Origin of the sequence: Cupriavidus sp. UBA2010 (genome assembly GCF_002335265.1) — a bacterium.
Taxonomy (GTDB): Bacteria; Pseudomonadota; Gammaproteobacteria; order Burkholderiales; family Burkholderiaceae; genus Cupriavidus; species Cupriavidus metallidurans.
In genome coordinates this window covers 78,099-98,747 of the sequence record NZ_DDCI01000026.1, presented here as the reverse complement: position 1 = coordinate 98,747, position 20,649 = coordinate 78,099, and the positions used below count along the sequence as shown (strand labels likewise).

Genomic DNA, 20,649 nt, shown 5'->3' with positions numbered 1-20,649 from the left:
CGAAGGGTGACGCGGGACGCTTCTGAACATTCTTATTCTTAAGACCCCGGTGCGCGATTGGGTTCCGCCGCCATGCAAGCGGCGCGGCCGGCGGGACCGGACGCGCACCGTTACCACGACTCGGCCTGACCCCGAGCGGGTCAGGCAAAGGTAAAACAGGACTTTACTGCGGAATTATTGCTTCGGTGCGGATTGTGCGGATGCGGGTTGCGCATCTGCCGGCTGGGCCGGTTGCGACGGAGCCACCAGCAGCGGCGTGGCCACCGGGGCGCGCAGCGCGCCGGCAACGGTCGGCGCGGAGCCGCCGGCCTGCATGTCTGCCGTCTGGCATTCGTCCGCCAGGCGCTGACCGAGGTTCCGGTTGAACAGCATGGCCTTGCTCGGGATCACCACCAGATCCATGCCGGTGCGTTGGTCGAAGTAGCGGTCGGCGCCGGTCACGGTGTTCTGGCGCGGCAGGCGGTAGACCTTGCCTTCCCAGTTCACGCCGATCACCTCGTCACGCTGCATGTTGCCGGTGATGTAGAGCGCATGGCCCAGTTCGCATTGCCACTTTTCGCCGGCCGGCGCTTCAACCGGGGCGGCTGCCTCGGTCTTCTTGGTGGTCTTCTTCGAGGCCGTCTTCTTGGTAGCGGCCGGTTTCTTGGCCGGTTCCTGGGCCAGCGCGGCGCCGGCGGATGTCAGGGTCAGGGCGCCAAGGCAGGCGGCCAGCACGATGTGTTTCATTGTGTCTTCCTTCCGGTTTTCTGAATAATCAAAAACGGCTGTTAGTCGTACGGTCCGCTGGGGAGCGCCGGGGGGCGCTCCGGCTACAACTTTCCGCCGCTATTCTCTACGATTTGCCCCACGGGGCGAAGCCCGTCGGTCATTGGTTACACAATTGTCCGCGGACGGTTTGTCATCGGCCACTTCAGGGCAAAAATGAGCAGTCCGCGTTTCGGACTGGTGTCAGTCGAAGAACAACTCCGTCACCGGCGAGGGCAGTTTCGTGCCAGTGGCATGGGCACGCTGCAGCAGCGACCAGTAATAGCGATAGCTTGCGCGGTCATGGAGTTGGCCGTCGTGGCGGATCGGCGCCCAGTTGTTCTCGTGCGCCGCGAGCAGGATCTGGCTTGCCGCGCCGATCTCGCTGTTCCCGGGGCGGAAGGCCGACACAATCGGTTCGATCTGGCCCGGATGAATGCTCCATTTACGCAGATAGCCGAATTCGGCGCGCGCCCGGTATGCGTCGTCGCCCGAGCGTTGGGGGTTCTGCACATCGGTGCTGACATTGTGTGACGGCACTTTGCCATGGCGGTGGCAGGCTGCCGAAATCTCGAGCATGGCCCGGCGGATCAGCGGATGCTCGAACTGCTCCGGCGAGCGCATGGCCTCGCCCGGAATCGCGCCGTGGTGCGCCGAGACAAAATCCATCAGGCCGAAGCTCAGGCACTCCACCTGTACGAGCGAGGCGATGTCGAAGACTTGCTCGAGCGCCGAATGTGTCTCAATCAGCACGTGTATCGGGATGTGGCGGGCAATGCCGGACGCGCGCGCCACCTGGTTCACGTGATCGGTCACGCGGGCCACTTCCACCACGTCGGTCACTTTCGGGACCACTACATAGGCCAGTCGGGCGCCGGCTGTCCTCACCAGGATGTCGACGTCCTCGCGCCAGCCCGGGTGCGCCGGGTCGTGGATGCGCACGCCCACGCGGTTGTGCGCATTTTCGGCACTGTTGATCAGTTGCGCGCACAGCGTGGCGTGCTGGCGTTCGAGCCCGACCGCTGCGCCGTCCTCGCAGTCGAACGTGATATCAAACACTGGCCCGAGCGCTTGCTGCAGGGCAAGCGATTTGCGCATGAGCTTTTCGCTACCGGCATAGTGGTCACACACCGGCAGTTGCACCGGAATGGCTTCGCCCTGAAACAAGACCTCGGATGGATGCACGTTAAATACGGAGAAAATGTAGGGTTATTCAAAAATGGGATTTACGCGCCCAAAAGAAAAACCGGGGTCCGCGCCGATTTTCGAGAATCGATGCGGAACCCCGGTCTTTCATGAGCGGGTGGCTCGCGGAGGATCAGCCCAGCAGGTGTTGCACGCCGGCACGCTCTTCTTCCAGTTCCTTGAGCGTGATGTTGATCTTCTCCTGGCTGTACGCGTCAATTTCCAGACCCTTGACGATTTCGTACTTGCCGTTGGCCGTGGTGACCGGGTAGCCGAACATCACATCGTTCGGAATGCCGTATTCACCGTTCGACGGGATGCCCATCGTAACGACCTTGCCGTTCGAGCCCAGCACCCAGTCGTGCACGTGGTCGATGGCGGCGTTGGCAGCCGAAGCGGCCGACGACAGTCCACGGGCCTCGATGATGGCGGCGCCGCGCTTGCCAACGGTCGGCAGGAACACGTCGTTGTTCCACACCGGATCGTTGATCATGTCCTTGACGCTCTTGCCGTCGACGGTGGCGTAGCGGTAGTCGGCGTACATCGTCGGGCTGTGGTTGCCCCAGACGAACATCTTCTCGATCGACGACACCGGCTTGCCGGTCTTGGCGGCGATTTGCGACAGGGCACGGTTGTGGTCCAGGCGCAGCATGGCGGTGAAGTTCTCGCGCTTCAGGTTCGGCGCCGACTTCATGGCGATGTAGGCGTTGGTGTTGGCCGGGTTGCCGACCACCAGCACCTTGACGTCGCGGCTGGCCACTTCGTCCAGGGCCTTGCCTTGCACCGTGAAGATCTGGGCGTTGGCTTCGAGCAGGTCCTTGCGTTCCATGCCCTTGCTACGCGGACGCGCGCCCACCAGCAGGGCAACGTCGGCATCCTTGAAGGCGACCTTGGGGTCGTCGGTAATGACCACGCCGGCCAGCAGCGGGAACGCGCAGTCTTCCAGTTCCATCACCACGCCCTTGACGGCGGCCTGGGCTTGCGGGAGATCGAGCAGTTGGAGGATGACCGGCTGGTCTTTGCCGAGCATGTCGCCGTTGGCGATGCGGAACAGCAGGGAATAGCCGATCTGGCCAGCGGCGCCGGTGACTGCGACGCGCATTGGGGCTTTAGCCATGAGTAAGTCTCCAAACGAAAAGAGGGGGTAACCGGTCGGTGGCGCTTGGGTCTCCAGGGTATGGAGCGGCCCGGCGCGTCACCGGGTGCTGGTCGCGTGTCGCCACGAAGGCAGGCGGGCGTCCGCCGCGGAACCCGCGGGCATTCGCGCGTGACCGGGCAACGAGAGTGCGCTTCCGGCCAGGTGCAGGCGTCGTGGGCGACAAGGCGTAAGTCTACTACTGCTGAGTGGTGCGTCGCATCCCGCAAAGGGGTATTCGGGAGCAACGGCACGGACCTGCGCGAGTGTAGGGTGAGCCCTGATTGATGTCAATTCATATGTCTTATATAAGACATAAGACATTTCATAGCGTGCTGGACGTGATTCTCGCTTTTGTGGTTGAATCCGGGCTATGTCATCCCTGCCTACGTCCCTGCCCGCAGCCGCCGCCAATGGCGCGCCGGAATCGGGCGCCCCCCAAAGCGGCGCCGGGACGCAGCCGTCCACGAACGCGCCGGGCGCTGCAGTCGCCCCCGCGACGGCCGCGCCGTCGCCGACTTTCAGCCCACTTTACCAGCAGATCAAGGCCCTGATCATGCAAAGCCTGCAGACGGGCGAGTGGAAGCCGGGCGAAATGATTCCGAGCGAGATGGATCTGGCTGCCCGCTACAAGGTGAGCCAAGGCACCGTGCGCAAGGCCATCGACGAACTGGCCGCCGAGAATCTGGTGGCGCGTCGTCAGGGCAAGGGCACGTTCGTGACTACCCATTATGAGGACGTGGTTAAATTCCGCTTCCTCCGTCTGGTACCCGACGAGGGCGAACCCCATTACGGCTCCAGCCGCGTGCTCGAATGCAAGCGGTTGCGCGCGCCTGCCGAGATCGCCCGCCTGCTAGATATTCGCACTGGCGATAGCGTGGTGCAGATCCGCCGCGTGCTGACTTTCTCGAATGAAGCCACGGTGCTGGACGAGATCTGGCTGCTGGGCGCCAACTTCAAGGGCCTGACGGCCGAAAAGCTCAACGAGTGGAAGGGCCCGATGTACGCGCTCTTCGAGGGCGAGTTCGGCACGCGGATGATCCGCGCCACGGAGAAGATCCGTGCGGTGGTTGCCGATGATACGGCGGCGGAATTGCTGTCGGTGGCACCGGGCTCACCGCTGCTATCGGTGGAGCGTGTTTCATTCACATATGGTGACCGCCCGGTGGAAGTCCGCCGCGGTCTGTATGTCACGACGCGGCACTATTACCAAAACGACTTGAGTTAATGCGCGATGGCGATGGGAGAGCGGTCCAGGGCGTCGATTATTGTGGCGCGTGTATGGGACCTGCTTCAACCATTGTCGAGCGTGAATGGAATGGCCAGATTTTTCCCGCCTGAAACGGTACAAACACTGTCGCGTGCGATTGTCGGGCACGCCGTGTTGGTGCGCGATAGGCGAAAATTATTGGTGCGCCGCGCAACAAAGGCGCTAAAATCATCTGGATTTGCTCCACTGCATTCATTTGCATCCAGTGTCACCCACACGCTTGATGCAATCCGGTGCAGCCACGGTACCCGCTGTGGCGCGCCAATGCAATTGGGAGCAATGGCAGTGTCGTACTTTTGCTGTTTTCTTTTCACCGCAAATGGGGTCTCGCATGGCTGAAGCCGTCAAACAAGCCAGGCCGGAGTTCCGGAACATCGGTATCGCGCAAATCTCGCGCTATCGGTTGCCCTGGGCCGGCAAGGTATCCATCCTGCATCGCGTAAGCGGCGCAATGATGTTCCTCCTCCTTCCTTTCGTTCTGTACCTGTTTGAGCAGAGCGTCACCTCCGAACTGAGCTTCGCCAAGTTCTCGGCCCTGCTGTCCAACGGCTTCATCAAAGTTGTGATCCTGGCCCTGATCTGGGGTTACCTGCATCACTTCTGTGCCGGCATCCGATTCCTGCTGCTCGATGTGCACGTTGGCGTAACCAAGCCCGCCTCGGCCAAGTCGGCTGTCACGGTGCTGGTGGTCAGCCTGCTGCTCACCCTGATCTTCGGTCTGAAGCTGTTCGGTCTGTTCTGAGGAGAATCAAGGTGGCAAACAATAATATTGGTCCCAAGCGCCTGGTTGTCGGCGCGCACTACGGTCTGAAAGACTGGCTCGCGCAACGCGTTACCGCGGTCATCATGGTGGTGTTCACCGTGGTGCTCGCAGCTGTGTATCTCGCCTTCGGCAACCCTTCGTACGAAGGCTGGTCGGGTCTCTTCGCCAATCAGTGGATGAAGATCCTGACGTTCCTGACCATCCTGTCCCTGCTGTTCCATGCGTGGATCGGCGTGCGCGATATCTGGATGGACTACGTGAAGCCGATGGCCGTGCGCCTCGTGCTGCAAGTTCTAACGATTCTGTGGCTCGTCGGTTGCGCGGGCTACGCTGCTCAGATTCTCTGGAGGGTGTAATAAATGGTCGCAGTCAAGACTGGATTGCCGCGTCGCAAATTTGACGTGGTCATCGTCGGGGCGGGCGGCGCCGGGATGCGCGCATCCCTCCAGCTCGCGGAAGCCGGCCTGAACGTGGCCGTGCTGTCGAAGGTTTTCCCGACGCGCTCGCACACCGTGGCGGCGCAGGGCGGTATCGGTGCTTCGCTCGGCAACATGAGCGAAGACAACTGGCACTATCACTTCTACGACACCATCAAGGGCTCGGACTGGCTGGGCGACCAGGACGCCATCGAGTTCATGTGCCGTGAAGCACCGAAGGTCGTGTACGAACTCGAACACTTCGGCATGCCGTTCGACCGTAACGCCGATGGCACGATTTACCAGCGTCCGTTCGGCGGCCACACCGCCAACTACGGCGAAAAGCCGGTGCAACGCGCTTGCGCGGCCGCTGACCGTACCGGTCACGCGCTGCTGCACACGCTGTACCAGCGCAACGTTCGCGCCAAGACCCACTTCTTCGTCGAATGGATGGCGCTGGACCTGATCCGCGACGAGGACGGCGACGTGCTGGGCGTGACCGCGCTGGAAATGGAAACCGGCGAAGTCTATATCCTCGAAGCCAAGACCACGCTGTTCGCGACCGGCGGTGCCGGCCGTATCTACGCGGCTTCCACCAACGCCTTCATCAACACCGGTGATGGCCTGGGCATGGCGGCACGTGCCGGCGTCCCGCTGGAAGACATGGAGTTCTGGCAGTTCCACCCGACCGGCGTGGCCGGCGCGGGCGTGCTGATCACGGAAGGCGTGCGCGGCGAGGGCGGTATCCTGCGTAACAAGGATGGCGAGCGCTTCATGGAGCGCTATGCCCCGACGCTGAAGGATCTGGCTCCGCGTGACTTCGTGTCGCGTTCGATGGACCAGGAAATCAAGGAAGGCCGCGGCTGCGGTCCGAACGGCGACTACGTGTTGCTCGACCTGACGCACGTCGGCGCCGAGACGATCATGAAGCGTCTGCCGTCGATCCGCGAAATCGGCATGAAGTTCGCCAACGTCGACGCGATCAAGGAACCGATCCCCGTGGTGCCGACCATCCACTACCAGATGGGTGGCATTCCGACGAACTTCCACGGTCAGGTCGTGGTGCCGAAGAACGGCAACCCGAACGAAGTGGTCAACGGCTTCTACGCCATCGGCGAATGCTCGTGCGTGTCGGTGCACGGCGCCAACCGCCTGGGCACGAACTCGCTGCTCGACCTCGTGGTGTTCGGCCGTGCGGCCGGTAACCACATCGTCGCCAACGCGATGAAGCAGAAGGAACACAAGCCGCTGCCGGCAGATGCCGCCGACCGCGCCATGGCCCGTCTGGCCAAGCTGCAGGGCACGACCTCGGGTGAATACACCCAGGACGTGGCCAACGATATCCGCCGCAACATGCAATCGCACGCCGGCGTGTTCCGTACGCAGAAGCTGATGGACGAAGGCGTCGAGCGCATCCTGGAAGTGGCCGAGCGCGCCAACAACATCCACCTGAAGGACAAGTCGAAGGTCTTTAACACCGCGCTGGTGGAAGCCCTGGAAGTGTCGAACCTGGTGGAAGTGGCCAAGGCTACGATGATCTCGGCCGCAGCCCGCAAGGAATCGCGTGGCGCCCACGCCCATAGCGACTTCCCGAATCGCGACGACGAGAACTGGCTCAAGCACACGCTGTTCTACAGCGAAGGCAACCGCCTCGACTACAAGCCGGTGAAGATGCAACCGCTGTCGGTGGAATCGGTTCCGCCGAAGGCCCGTACGTTCTGATACCCGCGTCGTAGAGAAAACAGGACCCACAGAAATGAAGCGTATTTTCGAAGTCTACCGCTACGATCCGGACAAGGACGCCGCGCCCCGCATGCAGACCTACGAGGTGGAACTCGACGGTCACGAGCGCATGCTGCTGGACGCGCTGGTCAAGCTGAAGAAGCTCGATGAGACGATCTCGTTCCGTCGCTCGTGCCGTGAAGGCGTGTGCGGCTCGGACGCGATGAACATCAACGGCAAGAACGGCCTGGCCTGCCTGACGAACATGCGCGAGCTGCCGGACCGCATCGTGCTGCGTCCGCTGCCCGGCCTGCCCGTGGTGCGCGACCTGATCGTCGACATGACGAACTTCTTCAAGCAGTACAACTCGATCAAGCCGTTCCTGATCAACGACGAGCCGCCGCCCGAGAAGGAGCGTCTGCAATCGCCGCAGGAACGTGACGAGCTGGACGGCCTGTACGAGTGCATCTTGTGCGCAAGCTGCTCGACGTCGTGCCCGTCGTTCTGGTGGAACCCGGACAAGTTCGTTGGCCCGGCCGGTCTGCTGCAGGCCTACCGCTTTATCGCGGACAGCCGTGACCAGGCCACCAGCGAGCGGCTGGACAACCTGAACGACCCGTACCGTCTGTTCCGTTGCCATAGCATCATGAACTGCGTCGATGTGTGCCCGAAGGGCCTCAACCCGACGAAGGCGATTGGCAAGATCAAGGAATTGATGGTTCGCCGCGCTGTTTAATCTGCCGGTATAAACTGCCTTGTGCGTACCGGGCGGAATCCGTACGAACACAGGCAGTCTGTAGTTGAAGTAAGCGGCGCGTCAGCCCGATGCGGTATCAATCGGGTGGCGCGCCGATCGCAAGAAGGCTGACCATGAGTCTTTCCACCACTTTCTCCCATCAGGCCGATCCGCACAAACGTGCCCGTCTACGCTGGCGCGCCCGCCGCGGCCTTCTGGAGAACGACATCATCGTCGAACGTTTTTTCAACCGTTACGAGGAGAGCCTGTCCGACGAGGACGTGGCATCGCTGAGCGAGCTGTTCGAGCTTGGCGACAACGAGTTGATGGACCTGCTGCTTGCCCGCAAGGAGCTGGACGGTGAGCTCGACACGCCCCCGATGCAACGGGTTGTAAGCCTGCTGCGTTCGGTCTGAGTTTGGTCAACACTATTATTCACAGTATTTGAAGGAACCGACATGACGCCGTCCGATGTGAAAGCCACGCTATCGTTTTCCGATGGTTCCCCCAGCGTTGAGCTGCCGATCTACAAGGGCACCGTTGGCCCGGATGTGATCGACATTCGCAAGCTGTACGGACAAACCGGCAAGTTCACCTATGACCCGGGGTTCATGTCGACCGCTTCGTGCAACTCCAAGATCACCTATATCGATGGTGACAAGGGTGAACTGCTGTACCGTGGCTACCCGATCGAGCAACTGGCACAGAAGTGCGATCACCTCGAGACCTGCTACCTGCTGCTGAAGGGCGAACTGCCCAACGCCAAGCAGAAGGAAGAGTTCGTGAACTCGGTGATGAACCACACGATGGTCCACGAGCAGCTCCAGTTCTTCCTGCGCGGCTTCCGCCGTGATGCGCACCCGATGGCCGTCCTGACGGGCCTGGTTGGCGCGATGAGCGCGTTCTACCACGACGCGATGGACATCGATGATCCGCATCAGCGCGAGATCTCGGCCATCCGCCTGATCGCCAAGATGCCGACCCTGGTCGCCATGGCGTACAAGTACACCATGGGTCAGCCGTACATCTACCCGCAGAACGACCTGTCCTACTCGGGCAACTTCATGCGCATGATGTTCGCCACGCCGTGCGCCCCGTACACCGTGAATCCGGTGCTCGAGCGCGCGCTGGACCGCATCTTCATCCTGCACGCCGACCACGAGCAGAACGCGTCGACCTCGACCGTGCGTCTGGCAGGTTCGTCGGGCACGAACCCGTTCGCAGCCATCGCCGCTGGCGTGGCCTGCCTGTGGGGTCCGGCTCACGGCGGCGCGAACGAAGCCGCGCTGAAGATGCTGGAAGAAATCGGCAGCGTCGACAACATCGGCGAGTTCATCAAGCAGGTCAAGGACAAGAACTCGGGCGTGCGCCTGATGGGCTTTGGCCACCGCGTGTACAAGAACTACGACCCGCGCGCCAAGCTGATGCGCGAGACCTGCTACGAAGTGCTGAACGAACTGGGCCTGCACAACGACCCGCTGTTCAAGCTGGCCATGGAGCTCGAGAAGATCGCGCTGGAAGACGAGTACTTCGTCAGCCGCAAGCTGTACCCGAACGTGGACTTCTACTCGGGTATCGTGCAGCGCGCGCTGGGCATCCCGACCTCGCTGTTCACCTGCATCTTCGCCCTGGCACGCACGCCGGGCTGGATCTCGCAGTGGGAAGAGATGATCACCGATCCGGAATACAAGATCGGTCGTCCGCGCCAGCTATTCAACGGCGCCGCCGCACGCGAAGTGCCGGATCTGGCCAAGCGCTGATCTGGTTGCTGTCACGCAAGATGAAGAACGCCCCGGTCCGCCGGGGCGTTTTTTTTTGCCTTGCGTGTTGCGCTGCACTGCAGAGAGCGGGGCAGCGCGGCGGTCAAGCCTGAGGCTGGCGCCGATCATTGACTCGCGCGATCTCATGTCCTTGTAGGGGGCTAGCCCTGCGGTTGCCATAGGTGGCCCAATGCAACCGGCGCGCCACAGATGCCGCTGTGCACAATTGTTGTGAAATCAGCTTTTGGCGGCGAATCCTGCCGTCGGCGGGTTGCAACGGTCTTCATAAGTTGTCGGGTTTTCCCCAAATTCGAAGAACTTCACTCTATCTGGTTGCAACTTTCCCTTTATAATGCGGGCTGCTTTACCGACCGGCAGCCGGGCCACCCTTCCGGCCAGCCGTGTTGGAAAGCGGGGCAGGCGAAGCGCTTGCGCAATAGAGAACGCATCAACGTTGTCTTTCCGAACTTTTGGCGACCGTCGTCTGGCGGGCGCCGACACATGCCGGGCCCCGCACAAGCATCAACTCTTCACCGCAGGCCCGACTTCCGCTCTGGGCCGTACCGTTCGCCACGTCAGGCGGCGCATTCCCGCGGGTGTTGTTCGATTGCGCCGGTCATGCCGACTCTGCCCGGATGACCAATACATAATCGAGGAGCTCCTGATGACGTTGTCCCGTCTCACGTCCACTGCCATGGCCGCCGTGCTTGCCACTGCCGGCCTCGCTGCCTTTACTTCGGCCAACGCCGAAACCATCAAGATCGCCATTGCCGGCCCGATGAGCGGCTCGGTCGCCCAGTACGGCGACATGGTCAAGGCTGGTGCCCTGACCGCCATCGAACAGATCAATGCCGCCGGCGGCGCCAACGGCAACAAGTTCGAAGCCGTCATGATGGACGATGCTTGCGAACCGAAGCAGGCTGTGGCCGTGGCCAACAAGATCGTGAGCCAGGGCATCCACTACGTGATTGGTCACGTGTGCTCGGGTTCAACGATCCCGGCATCGGATATCTACGAAAACGAAGGCATCGTGATGGTCACGCCGTCGGCTACCGCGCCGCAGCTGACCGAAACGAAGAAGCGCAACTTCATCTTCCGTACGATCGGCCGTGACGACCAGCAAGGTCCGGCAGCCGCCCAGTACATCATCAACAAGGTCAAGCCGAAGAAGGTTGCCGTGCTGCACGACAAGCAGTCGTACGGCCAGGGCATCGCCAGCTCGGTGAAGAAGGATCTGGAAGCGGCCAAGATTCCCGTGGCGGTCTTCGAAGGCATCAACGCCGGTGATTCCGACTACTCCGCTGTCATCACCAAGCTGAAGTCGCAAGGCGTGGACTTCGTCTATTTCGGTGGCTACCACCCGGAAATGGGCCTGCTGCTGCGCCAGGCGCGTGAGCAGGGCGTCAAGGCGACCTTCATGGGTCCCGAGGGCGTTGGCAACAAGGACGTGACCGCCATCGCCGGCCCGGCTTCGGAAGGCATGCTGGTGACGCTGCCCGCCGACTTCTCGGCCGATCCGGCCAATGCGGCCCTGGTGAAGGCTTTCGCCGACAAGAAGCGTGACCCGAACGGTCCGTTCCAGATGCCCGCGTACGCCGCCGTGAAGATCATTGGCGATGCCATCACGGGCGCCAAGAGCACGGACCCGACGAAGGTTGCCGCTTACATGCACAAGAACGCGTTCAACACGCCGATCGGCAAGGTTGAATATGACGCGAAGGGCGACCTGAAGTCGTTCAAGTTCGTCGTCTACACGTGGCACAAGGACGCCACGAAGACCGCCGCCAACTAAATCCCGGCGCCATTCTGGCGAGACGCCCCGCTCCCGACCCGGCGAGCGGGGCGTTTTGGTATCGGTTCGATGTTGATGGATCGCCACATGACGGCGGTCAACTCCCCGCATCGGGCTTCCCGATCCACAAGGTCCCTCGCATGAACGAATTTCTTCCACAGTTCACTCAGCAGCTGGTCAACGGCCTGACGCTGGGTGCGATCTATGCGTTGATCGCCATCGGCTACACGATGGTCTACGGCATCATCGGCATGATCAACTTTGCCCACGGCGAGATCTACATGATCGGCGCGTACGTGGGTCTCGTGACGCTGACCGCCATTGGCGCGCAGGCGGGTTATCCGCTGCCGCTGGTGCTTGGCGCGGCACTGATCGTCTCCGTCGCCGTGACAGGCTGCTACGGCTATGCCGTCGAGCGCGTGGCGTATCGCCCCCTGCGTGGCGGGCCGCGCCTGGTGCCGTTGATCTCGGCTATCGGCATGTCGATCTTCCTGCAGAACTATGTCCAGATTGGGCAGGGCGCGCGCGACGTGTCGGTGCCCATCCTGATTTCTGGCGCGATCGAATTCCAGATGGGCAGCGACTTCACGGTGACCGTGCCGTATTCGCGGCTGCTCATCGTGGGCGTGACGCTGGTGCTGATGATCGTGCTGACGCTGTTCATTGGCCATTCCCGCATGGGCCGCGCCTGCCGCGCCTGCGCGGAAGACATGCGCATGGCCAACCTGCTCGGTATCGACACGAACCGCGTGATCTCCTTCACGTTCGTGCTCGGCGCGATGCTGGCCGCCGTGGGCGGCGTGCTGATTGGTCTGACGATCGGTAAGCTCAATCCATTCATTGGCTTCATCGCTGGCATCAAGGCCTTCACGGCGGCGGTGCTGGGCGGCATCGGCAGCATCCCGGGCGCCATGCTCGGCGGCGTGCTGCTGGGTCTGGCCGAAACCTTCGCCTCCGGCTACATGCCGGCCGAGTACAAGGACGTGGTGGCGTTCGGCCTGCTGGTCCTGGTGCTGCTCTTCCGTCCCACGGGCCTGCTCGGCAAGCCCGACGTGGAAAAGGTCTAAGGGGAGGACGACATGACTCAAGCGACTTCGATTTCGCGGGCGTCCGTCCCGCAAACGTCGGTCTCCGACACGCTGAAGAACGCGGTGACGGCCGCCGTGCTGACGGCCATCCTGACCGTGCCGCTGCTCGGGCTGCAACTGAAGCTCGACGGCTACAAGGTGGTGCTCGAGCCGCACTGGCGTCCGGTATGGATCGCCGTGGCCGTGGTGTTCATCTTCCAGTTGTTCAAGCCGATGCTGATGCGCGCGCGCGGCGCCGTGAAGTTGCCGGCGCTGCCCGCGATGGGCGCGCAGCGGCAACGCAGGGCGGTGTGGCTGCTGCTGGCCGTGGGGCTGGTGTTTCCGTTCCTCGGCTCACGCGGCGCGGTGGACGTGGCCACGCTGGCGCTGATCTACGTGATCCTGGGCCTGGGCCTGAACATCGTGGTGGGCTTTGCCGGTCTGCTCGACCTGGGCTACGTGGGTTTCTACGCCGTGGGTGGCTACACCTACGCGCTGCTGAACCAGTACTTCGGCCTGACGTTCTGGGAGTGCCTGCCGCTGGCCGCTGGTCTGGCCGCGACGTTCGGCTTCGTGCTCGGTTTCCCGGTGCTCCGGCTGCGTGGTGACTACCTGGCCATCGTGACGCTGGGCTTCGGCGAAATCATTCGCCTGCTGCTGAACAACCTGACCAGCCTGACCGGAGGTCCGGATGGCGTCTCGGGTATTCCGAAGCCGACCGTGTTCGGTATCGAACTGGCACGCAGCGCCAGCGTGGAAGGGGCGAAGACGTTCAATGACCTGATCGGTATTCCCTATACCGGCCAGCACATGGTGATCTTCCTGTACCTGCTCGGGCTGCTGCTGGTGGGCTTCACGCTGTTCGTGACCAGTCGTCTGATCCGGATGCCGATGGGCCGTGCCTGGGAGGCACTGCGCGAGGACGAGATCGCGTGCCGCTCGCTGGGCCTGAATCCCACGCGCATCAAGCTGTCTGCGTTCACGCTGGGTGCATCGTTCGCCGGTCTGGCCGGCGCGTTCTTCGCGGCGCGCCAGGGGTTGGTCAATCCGGAATCCTTCACGTTCATCGAGTCCGCGCTGATCCTGGCCGTGGTTGTGCTCGGCGGCATGGGTTCGCAGCTTGGCGTGATCCTGGCTGCCATCCTGCTGACCGTGCTGCCCGAGGTGGCGCGTGACTTCGCCGAGTACCGGATGCTGATTTTCGGTCTGGTGATGGTGCTGATGATGATGTGGCGTCCGCAGGGCCTGCTGCCCGCAAGCCGTCCCCACGTGGAGTTGCCGCGATGAGCGCAGAAATGCTGAAAGTATCCGGCCTGCAGATGCGCTTTGGCGGTCTGCTGGCCGTCGACGGCATCGAGTTCGATGTGCGTCGTGACGAGGTCTTCGCCATCATCGGCCCGAACGGCGCGGGCAAGACCACCGTGTTCAACTGCGTGGGCGGTTTCTACAAGCCCACGGCCGGCGAGATCATGCTCGACGGCCACTCGATCGCGCGTCTGCCGAGCCATCAGGTTGCACGCCGCGGTCTGGTGCGCACATTCCAGAACATTCGCCTGTTCAAGCAGCTGACCGTGGTGGAGAACCTCATGGTCGCGCAGCACCTGCAGGTGAAGGCAGGTTTGTTGCATGGGCTGCTGGCCACGCCAGCCTATCGCCACGCCGAGCGCGCGGCGCTGGGCCGTGCCGCCGAATGGCTGGAGCGCATGGGCCTGACCAGCGTGGCCAACCGCGAGGCGGGCACGTTGTCGTATGGCCATCAGCGCCGGCTCGAGATCGCGCGCTGCATGATCACGAAGCCCCGCTTGCTGATGCTCGACGAACCGGCCGCTGGCCTGAATCCGCAGGAGAAGATCGAGCTGCAGCAGCTGATCGACAAGCTGCGTCGCGAGTTCAACATCTCGGTGCTGCTGATCGAGCACGACATGAGCCTGGTGATGGGCGTGTCCGATCGCATCCTGGTGATGGAGCACGGCAAGCCGATCATGGTTGGCAAGCCCGAGGAAGTGCGCAACGACCCGCGCGTGATCAAGGCCTATCTGGGAGAGGACTGATGCTGAAGCTGGAAAACGTCCATACCCACTACGGCGCGGTCGAGGCGCTGTCGGGTGTGTCGATCGAGGTCAACAAGGGCGAGATCGTCACGCTGATCGGTAGCAACGGGGCCGGCAAGACCACGCTGATGATGACGGTGTGCGGCACGCCGCGCGCGTCCAGCGGCCGGGTGTCGTTCGAGGGCCAGGACATCACGCGGCGCAACACGCACGAGATCATGCGCATGGGCATGGCCATCTCGCCGGAAGGCCGCCGTGTCTTCCCGAGCCTGACCGTGCTGGAGAACCTCAAGATGGGGGCGTTCTTCGCCAGCCGTCACGAGATCGACGAAGGCATCGAGCACGTGTTCAAGCTGTTCCCGCGTCTGAATCAGCGCGCTAGCCAGCGCGCTGGCACGATGTCGGGTGGCGAACAGCAGATGCTGGCGATCGGCCGCGCGCTGATGAGCAAGCCTCGCCTGCTGTTGCTGGACGAGCCGACGCTTGGCCTGGCCCCGCTGATCATCGCGCAGATCTTCGACATTATTCGCACGATTCGTGATGAGGGCGTCACCGTGTTCCTGGTCGAGCAGAACGCCAACAAGGCTCTGCAGGTGGCCGACCGGGGCTATGTGCTGGAAACCGGCAAGGTGGTGCTGGCCGATACCGGACAGAACCTGCTGGCCAACGACCGCATCCGCGCGGCGTATCTGGGCGGGTAAGGTGCCGATTTCTCCCCTCTCTCGTCCGCGCGAGAGGGGAGGCAGACTGGCCGACGTCAAAGGCCCCTTCGCCATCCGCGAAATCCCCCTTTCGCCAATGACCGCCGCCCGGGTGGTCTCTCCGACCCGCTGGCGGCCGGCCCACATGGCATAATCGATTGCGATGTCAAGCAATCCCCCGGCCTTGCCGGAATCGCAGCAAAATACCTGCTTGCCCGCGAAGGCATCCGGAAAACAATTCCCCTGCAAACCAATGCGCGGACCCGCGCCGCTGCTGCCCCGGATGGGCAGAGCGGACGGTTCGCCACTCGCATCATGGCCAAGACGCTCTACGACAAACTCTGGGATGACCACACCGTCCACGTCGAGGAAGACGGCACCACGCTGCTCTACATCGATCGCCACCTGCTTCACGAAGTGACCAGCCCGCAGGCGTTCGAAGGACTAAAGCTGGCGGAGCGTCCGGTCTGGCGCATCAGCGCCAACCTGGCCGTGTCGGATCACAACGTGCCGACCACCGACCGCTCGCAAGGCATCGCCGACCCGATCTCGAAGCTCCAGGTGGACACGCTCGACCTGAACTGCGATGCCTATGGCATCACCCAGTTCAAGATGAACGATCACCGTCAGGGCATCGTTCACGTGATCGGGCCGGAGCAGGGCGCCACGCTGCCCGGCATGACCGTGGTCTGCGGTGACTCGCACACCAGCACGCACGGCGCGTTCGGTGCGCTGGCCCACGGCATCGGCACGTCGGAAGTGGAGCACGTGCTGGCCACCCAGACGCTGCTGGGCAAGAAGGCCAAGAACATGCTGATCAAGGTGGAAGGCAAGCTGCCCCGCGGCTGCACCGCCAAGGACATCGTGCTGGCCGTCATCGGCAAGATCGGCACGGCGGGCGGCACGGGCTACACGATGGAGTTCGCCGGCTCGGCCATTCGCGACCTGACGATGGAAGGCCGCATGACCGTCTGCAACATGGCAATCGAAGCTGGCGCGCGTGCCGGCCTGGTGGCCGTTGACGATGTCACGCTCGAATACGTCAAGAACCGTCCGTTCGCGCCGCAAGGCGTGGAGTGGGACCAGGCCGTGGGCTATTGGCGCACGCTGCATTCGGATGCCGGCGCCCACTTCGACAAGGTTGTGGAGCTGCGTGCCGAAGAGGTCCGTCCGCAGGTGACCTGGGGCACGTCACCCGAAATGGTCATCAGCATCGAGGACCGCGTTCCGGATCCCGAAAAGGAGAAGGACTCGAACAAGCGCAACGCGATGGAGCGCGCGCTCGAGTACATGGGCCTGCAGCCGAACGTGCCGATGGAGTCGATCAACATCGACAAGGTGTTCATCGGGTCCTGCACGAACAGTCGCATCGAAGACATGCGTGCCGCCGCATGGGTCGTGCAGAAGCTGGGCCGCAAGGTCGCGTCGAACGTGAAGCTGGCGATGGTGGTGCCGGGTTCGGGTCTGGTGAAGGAACAGGCAGAGCGCGAAGGTCTGGACAAGATCTTCAAGGCTGCCGGCTTCGAATGGCGTGAGCCGGGGTGCTCGATGTGCCTGGCGATGAACGCTGACCGCCTGGATCCGGGCGAGCGCTGCGCGTCGACGTCGAATCGCAACTTCGAAGGCCGTCAGGGCGCCGGTGGCCGCACGCACCTGCTGAGCCCGGCGATGGCTGCCGCGGCTGCGATCGAGGGGCACTTCGTCGATATTCGCAAGCTCGGTTGAGCCGGCGCCGATCGGCATTGAGACATATGAAAAAGTTCGTGATCACGCTGCTGGCATGTCTGGGCATGCTGCAAATCGCCGGCTGCAACACCATGGCCGGCCTGGGCAAGGACACGCAGGCTGCGGGCCGTTCGCTCGAGAGCGCGGCGACGAAGAAGTAAGGACATCACATGGAAAAGTTCACCGTACACAGCGGCCTTGTGGCGCCGCTCGATCGTGAAAACGTCGATACCGACGCGATCATTCCGAAGCAGTTCCTGAAGTCGATCAAGCGCACGGGCTTTGGCCCGAACCTGTTCGACGAGTGGCGCTACAAGGACGTCGGCGAGCCGGGCCAGGACAACAGCAAGCGTCCGCTGAACCCGGACTTCGTGCTGAATCAGCCGCGTTACCAAGGGGCTTCGATCCTGCTGGCGCGCAACAACTTCGGTTGCGGTAGCTCGCGCGAGCACGCACCGTGGGCACTCACGCAATACGGCTTCCGTGCCGTCATCGCGCCGAGCTTCGCCGACATCTTCTTCAACAACTGCTACAAGAACGGCCTGCTGCCGGTGGTGCTGACGGACCTTCAGGTCGACCACCTGTTCAACGAGACCAACGCGTTCCCGGGCTACAAGCTGACGATCGATCTGGATCGCCAGGTGGTGGTCACGCCGGGCGGCGACAACTACTCGTTCGATATCGCTCCGTTCCGCAAGTACTGCATGGTGAACGGCTTCGACGACATCGGCCTGACGCTGCGTCACAAGGACAAGATCAAGGCATACGAGGCCGAGCGCCTCACGAAGATGCCGTGGCTGGGCAACCGCGTGGTTGGCTGAGGCAAGACAAACTACAGGATCAGAAAGATGAAGATTGCAGTTCTGCCGGGCGATGGCATCGGCCCCGAGATCGTTGCTGAAGCCGTCAAGGTGCTCAACGCACTGGACGAAAAATTCGAGATGGAAACGGCGCCCGTCGGCGGCGCTGGCTACGAGGCCGAAGGCCATCCGCTGCCGGACAACACGCTGAAGCTGGCCAAGGAAGCCGACGCTATCCTGTTCGGCGCCGTGGGCGACTGGAAGTACGACAGCCTGGAGCGCCCGCTGCGTCCCGAGCAGGCCATTCTCGGCCTGCGCAAGCATCTGCAACTGTTTGCCAACTTCCGTCCGGCCATCTGCTACCCGGAACTGACCGGTGCATCGAGCCTGAAGCCCGAACTGGTGGCCGGCCTGGATATCCTGATCGTGCGCGAACTGAACGGCGACATCTACTTCGGCCAGCCGCGCGGTGTGCGCGAGGCGCCGGATGGCCTGTTCAAGGGCGCCCGCGAAGGCTTCGACACGATGCGCTACAGCGAGCCGGAAGTCCGCCGCATCGCGCATGTGGCGTTCCAGGCCGCAGCCAAGCGTGGCAAGAAGCTGTGCAGCGTCGACAAGGCCAACGTGCTCGAGACTTTCCAGTTCTGGAAAGACATCGTGATCGACGTCAGCAAGGAGTACCCGGACGTCGAGCTGTCGCACATGTACGTGGACAACGCCGCGATGCAACTCGTCAAGGCACCGAAGAGCTTCGACGTGATCGTCACTGGCAACATGTTCGGTGACATCCTGTCCGACGAGGCCGCGATGCTGACCGGTTCGATCGGCATGCTGCCGTCGGCGTCGCTCGATGCCAACAACAAGGGTCTGTACGAGCCGTCGCACGGCTCGGCGCCTGACATCGCCGGCAAGGGCGTGGCGAATCCGCTGGCCACGATCCTCTCCGCCGCGATGATGCTGCGCTACTCGCTGAACCGCGCCGAACAGGCCGATCGCATCGAGAACGCCGTCAAGAAGGTGCTGGCCCAGGGCTATCGCACGGCCGACATCATCACGCCGGGCTGCAAGCAGGTTGGCACGCGCGAGATGGGCGAGGCGGTGCTGGCGGCACTGTAATAAGGCCAGACGCCGAGTGGTTTGCTCCCCTTTCCCGCAAGGCGGGAGCGGGGCTGCGGGGGATGGCCGGGCGGTGCAAGATGCGAATTCGCAATTTGTTGCCGATTACCGCCTCCCCCGACCCCTCTCCCGCGTGTGGGAGAGGGGAGAAAGCCCTTCAGCAGCTACAAAACACCCATTATTTCCCCTGCGGCGCTGCCGCAAATTCGTGTAGACTGTCCCGCTATGGCCCGATTCCACCAGTCCCTTCTGACTGCATTCGCTGCTCGTACCGCCAAGCGCGGCTCGATTGGCGTGGATTCGCTCGGCCTGACCACCACGACGATTAAAACGATTACCAAAACGATCCCCTAGATCGTTCGTCGTGCCTGCCCGTCTTCCCCGCGCAGCCACGCCGGGCGAGGAAAATGGCGGGGAAGTTCACATCACATCCGAGGTAAGTCATGATTGTAGGTCTCGTCGGTTGGCGAGGAATGGTCGGCAGCGTCCTGATGCAGCGCATGCAGGAAGAAGGTGATTTCGACCACTTCGAACCCATTTTCTTCAGCACGTCCAACGCGGGTGGCAAGGCTCCGGCCATGGCCAAGAATGAAACCACGCTGAAGGACGCGAATGACATCGAAGCGCTGAAGAAGTGCGACGTGGTGCTCACCGCCCAGGGCGGCGACTACACCAACGACGTCTTCCCGCGCCTGCGCGCAGCCGGCTGGAATGGCTACTGGATCGACGCCGCATCGTCGCTTCGCATGAAGGACGACGCGATCATCGTGCTCGATCCGGTGAACATGGGTGTGATCAAGGACGCGCTGAAGAAGGGCGTCAAGAATTTCATCGGTGGCAATTGCACCGTGAGCTGCATGCTGATGGGCCTGGGTGGCCTGTTCGAGCATGACCTGGTCGAGTGGATGACCTCGATGACGTACCAGGCTGCTTCCGGCGGTGGCGCCCAGCATATGCGCGAGCTGCTGACCCAGTTCGGCACGCTGAACGCCGCGGTCAAGCCGCTGCTGGACAATCCGGCCTCGGCCATCCTGGAGATCGACCGACAGATCCTGTCGACCCAGCACGGCCTGTCTGCCGACGAAACCAAGCAGTTCGGCGTGCCGCTGGCCGGGAACCTGATCCCCTGGATCGACAAGGACCTCGGTAACGGCGTGTCGCGCGAGGAATGGAAGGGCGGCGCCGAGACCAACAAGATTCTGGGTCGTGGCGAAGGCTTCCTGGGCGCCACCGGCGCCAGCCCGATCGCCGTGGATGGCCTGTGCGTGCGGATCGGCGCGATGCGCTGCCACTCGCAGGCGCTGACGATCAAGCTCCGCAAGGACGTGCCGCTGGACGAGATCGAAGGCATGCTGGCCGCCAACAACCAGTGGGCCAAGGTGGTGCCGAATACGCGTGAGGCCAGCATGAAGGACCTGACGCCGGCCGCCGTGACCGGCACGCTGACGATTCCGGTCGGTCGCCTGCGCAAGATGCAGATGGGCGGCGAATACCTCTCGGCGTTCACCGTTGGCGACCAGTTGCTCTGGGGCGCCGCCGAGCCGCTGCGCCGTATGCTGCGCATTCTGATCGAGGGTTGATTCCCGAAATTGCCTTGCCGCATCGTTGCAGCGAGGCAACAGAATCTGCTGCTTTGCCTGCAACGCCGCGCCACAGCGCGGCGTTG

21 protein-coding genes are annotated in these 20,649 nt (G+C 62.8%); 17 read left to right on the top strand and 4 right to left on the bottom strand.

The window, feature by feature from the left end:
* Positions 1–174: 174 nt before the first annotated feature.
* The 3 genes from B2246_RS21260 to B2246_RS21250 form a co-directional block, all read right to left on the bottom strand.
* On the bottom strand, positions 175–726 hold the full coding sequence (locus B2246_RS21260; RefSeq protein ID WP_008649346.1) for a hypothetical protein: 552 nt from the start codon (positions 724–726) through the stop codon (positions 175–177).
* A gap of 222 nt (positions 727–948) precedes the next feature.
* A complete protein-coding gene (locus B2246_RS21255; RefSeq protein ID WP_286881728.1) occupies positions 949–1,929 on the bottom strand; it encodes an HpcH/HpaI aldolase/citrate lyase family protein in 981 nt (326 codons plus the stop codon).
* Positions 1,930–2,062: 133 nt separating this feature from the next.
* Complete coding sequence (locus tag B2246_RS21250) at positions 2,063–3,046, bottom strand: malate dehydrogenase (RefSeq protein ID WP_008649349.1); 984 nt, start codon at positions 3,044–3,046, stop codon at positions 2,063–2,065.
* Positions 3,047–3,437: 391 nt separating this feature from the next.
* On the opposite strand from B2246_RS21250, the gene B2246_RS21245 reads away from it, so the two are divergent.
* Positions 3,438–4,292, top strand: coding sequence for a GntR family transcriptional regulator (locus B2246_RS21245; RefSeq protein ID WP_008649351.1), 855 nt, complete (start codon positions 3,438–3,440; stop codon positions 4,290–4,292).
* Between the two features lie 65 nt (positions 4,293–4,357).
* Here B2246_RS21245 and B2246_RS21240 read toward each other — a convergent pair whose 3' ends face one another.
* On the bottom strand, positions 4,358–4,648 hold the full coding sequence (locus tag B2246_RS21240) for a hypothetical protein (protein ID WP_152415047.1): 291 nt from the start codon (positions 4,646–4,648) through the stop codon (positions 4,358–4,360).
* A 17-nt stretch (positions 4,649–4,665) separates the two neighbouring features.
* Here B2246_RS21240 and sdhC point away from each other — a divergent pair, with 17 nt between their 5' ends.
* The 16 genes from sdhC (at position 4,666) to asd (ending at position 20,563) form a co-directional block, all read left to right on the top strand.
* Positions 4,666–5,076, top strand: a complete 411-nt coding sequence (gene sdhC / locus B2246_RS21235; protein WP_008649352.1) for a succinate dehydrogenase, cytochrome b556 subunit — start codon at positions 4,666–4,668, stop codon at positions 5,074–5,076.
* Between the two features lie 11 nt (positions 5,077–5,087).
* A complete protein-coding gene (gene sdhD / locus B2246_RS21230; protein ID WP_008649354.1) occupies positions 5,088–5,453 on the top strand; it encodes a succinate dehydrogenase, hydrophobic membrane anchor protein in 366 nt (121 codons plus the stop codon).
* Between the two features lie 3 nt (positions 5,454–5,456).
* Positions 5,457–7,235: a succinate dehydrogenase flavoprotein subunit gene (gene sdhA, locus B2246_RS21225; protein WP_008649356.1), complete on the top strand. Its 1,779-nt coding sequence runs from the start codon at positions 5,457–5,459 to the stop codon at positions 7,233–7,235.
* Between the two features lie 34 nt (positions 7,236–7,269).
* The gene (locus tag B2246_RS21220; protein ID WP_008649360.1) at positions 7,270–7,971 is read left to right on the top strand and encodes a succinate dehydrogenase iron-sulfur subunit; all 702 of its coding nucleotides are present in this window, start codon (positions 7,270–7,272) and stop codon (positions 7,969–7,971) included.
* A 134-nt stretch (positions 7,972–8,105) separates the two neighbouring features.
* Positions 8,106–8,387: a succinate dehydrogenase assembly factor 2 gene (locus B2246_RS21215; protein ID WP_008649362.1), complete on the top strand. Its 282-nt coding sequence runs from the start codon at positions 8,106–8,108 to the stop codon at positions 8,385–8,387.
* A gap of 42 nt (positions 8,388–8,429) precedes the next feature.
* Complete coding sequence (gltA, locus tag B2246_RS21210; RefSeq protein WP_008649364.1) at positions 8,430–9,731, top strand: citrate synthase; 1,302 nt, start codon at positions 8,430–8,432, stop codon at positions 9,729–9,731.
* Positions 9,732–10,395: 664 nt separating this feature from the next.
* Positions 10,396–11,523 (top strand): branched-chain amino acid ABC transporter substrate-binding protein, encoded by a 1,128-nt coding sequence (locus B2246_RS21205; RefSeq protein WP_008649366.1) that lies wholly within the window; start codon positions 10,396–10,398, stop codon positions 11,521–11,523.
* A gap of 140 nt (positions 11,524–11,663) precedes the next feature.
* Positions 11,664–12,590: a high-affinity branched-chain amino acid ABC transporter permease LivH gene (gene livH, locus B2246_RS21200; protein ID WP_008649368.1), complete on the top strand. Its 927-nt coding sequence runs from the start codon at positions 11,664–11,666 to the stop codon at positions 12,588–12,590.
* Between the two features lie 12 nt (positions 12,591–12,602).
* Positions 12,603–13,877, top strand: a complete 1,275-nt coding sequence (locus tag B2246_RS21195) for a high-affinity branched-chain amino acid ABC transporter permease LivM (protein ID WP_008649370.1) — start codon at positions 12,603–12,605, stop codon at positions 13,875–13,877.
* On the top strand, positions 13,874–14,641 hold the full coding sequence (gene livG / locus B2246_RS21190; RefSeq protein ID WP_008649372.1) for a high-affinity branched-chain amino acid ABC transporter ATP-binding protein LivG: 768 nt from the start codon (positions 13,874–13,876) through the stop codon (positions 14,639–14,641). Before B2246_RS21195 ends, livG begins: the two co-directional genes overlap by 4 nt.
* Positions 14,641–15,342 (top strand): ABC transporter ATP-binding protein, encoded by a 702-nt coding sequence (locus B2246_RS21185; protein ID WP_008649374.1) that lies wholly within the window; start codon positions 14,641–14,643, stop codon positions 15,340–15,342. Before livG ends, B2246_RS21185 begins: the two co-directional genes overlap by 1 nt.
* Positions 15,343–15,657: 315 nt before the next feature.
* Positions 15,658–17,067 carry a 3-isopropylmalate dehydratase large subunit gene (leuC, locus tag B2246_RS21180; protein WP_286881726.1) on the top strand — a complete coding sequence of 470 codons (1,410 nt, stop codon included), beginning with the start codon at positions 15,658–15,660 and terminating at the stop codon, positions 17,065–17,067.
* Positions 17,068–17,093: 26 nt separating this feature from the next.
* Positions 17,094–17,228: an entericidin A/B family lipoprotein gene (locus B2246_RS21175; RefSeq protein ID WP_008649378.1), complete on the top strand. Its 135-nt coding sequence runs from the start codon at positions 17,094–17,096 to the stop codon at positions 17,226–17,228.
* A gap of 9 nt (positions 17,229–17,237) precedes the next feature.
* Complete coding sequence (gene leuD, locus B2246_RS21170) at positions 17,238–17,888, top strand: 3-isopropylmalate dehydratase small subunit (RefSeq protein ID WP_017513164.1); 651 nt, start codon at positions 17,238–17,240, stop codon at positions 17,886–17,888.
* 27 nt (positions 17,889–17,915) lie between these two features.
* Complete coding sequence (gene leuB, locus B2246_RS21165; protein WP_008649389.1) at positions 17,916–18,983, top strand: 3-isopropylmalate dehydrogenase; 1,068 nt, start codon at positions 17,916–17,918, stop codon at positions 18,981–18,983.
* Positions 18,984–19,426: 443 nt separating this feature from the next.
* Complete coding sequence (gene asd, locus B2246_RS21160; RefSeq protein ID WP_008649390.1) at positions 19,427–20,563, top strand: aspartate-semialdehyde dehydrogenase; 1,137 nt, start codon at positions 19,427–19,429, stop codon at positions 20,561–20,563.
* Positions 20,564–20,649 lie beyond the last annotated feature (86 nt).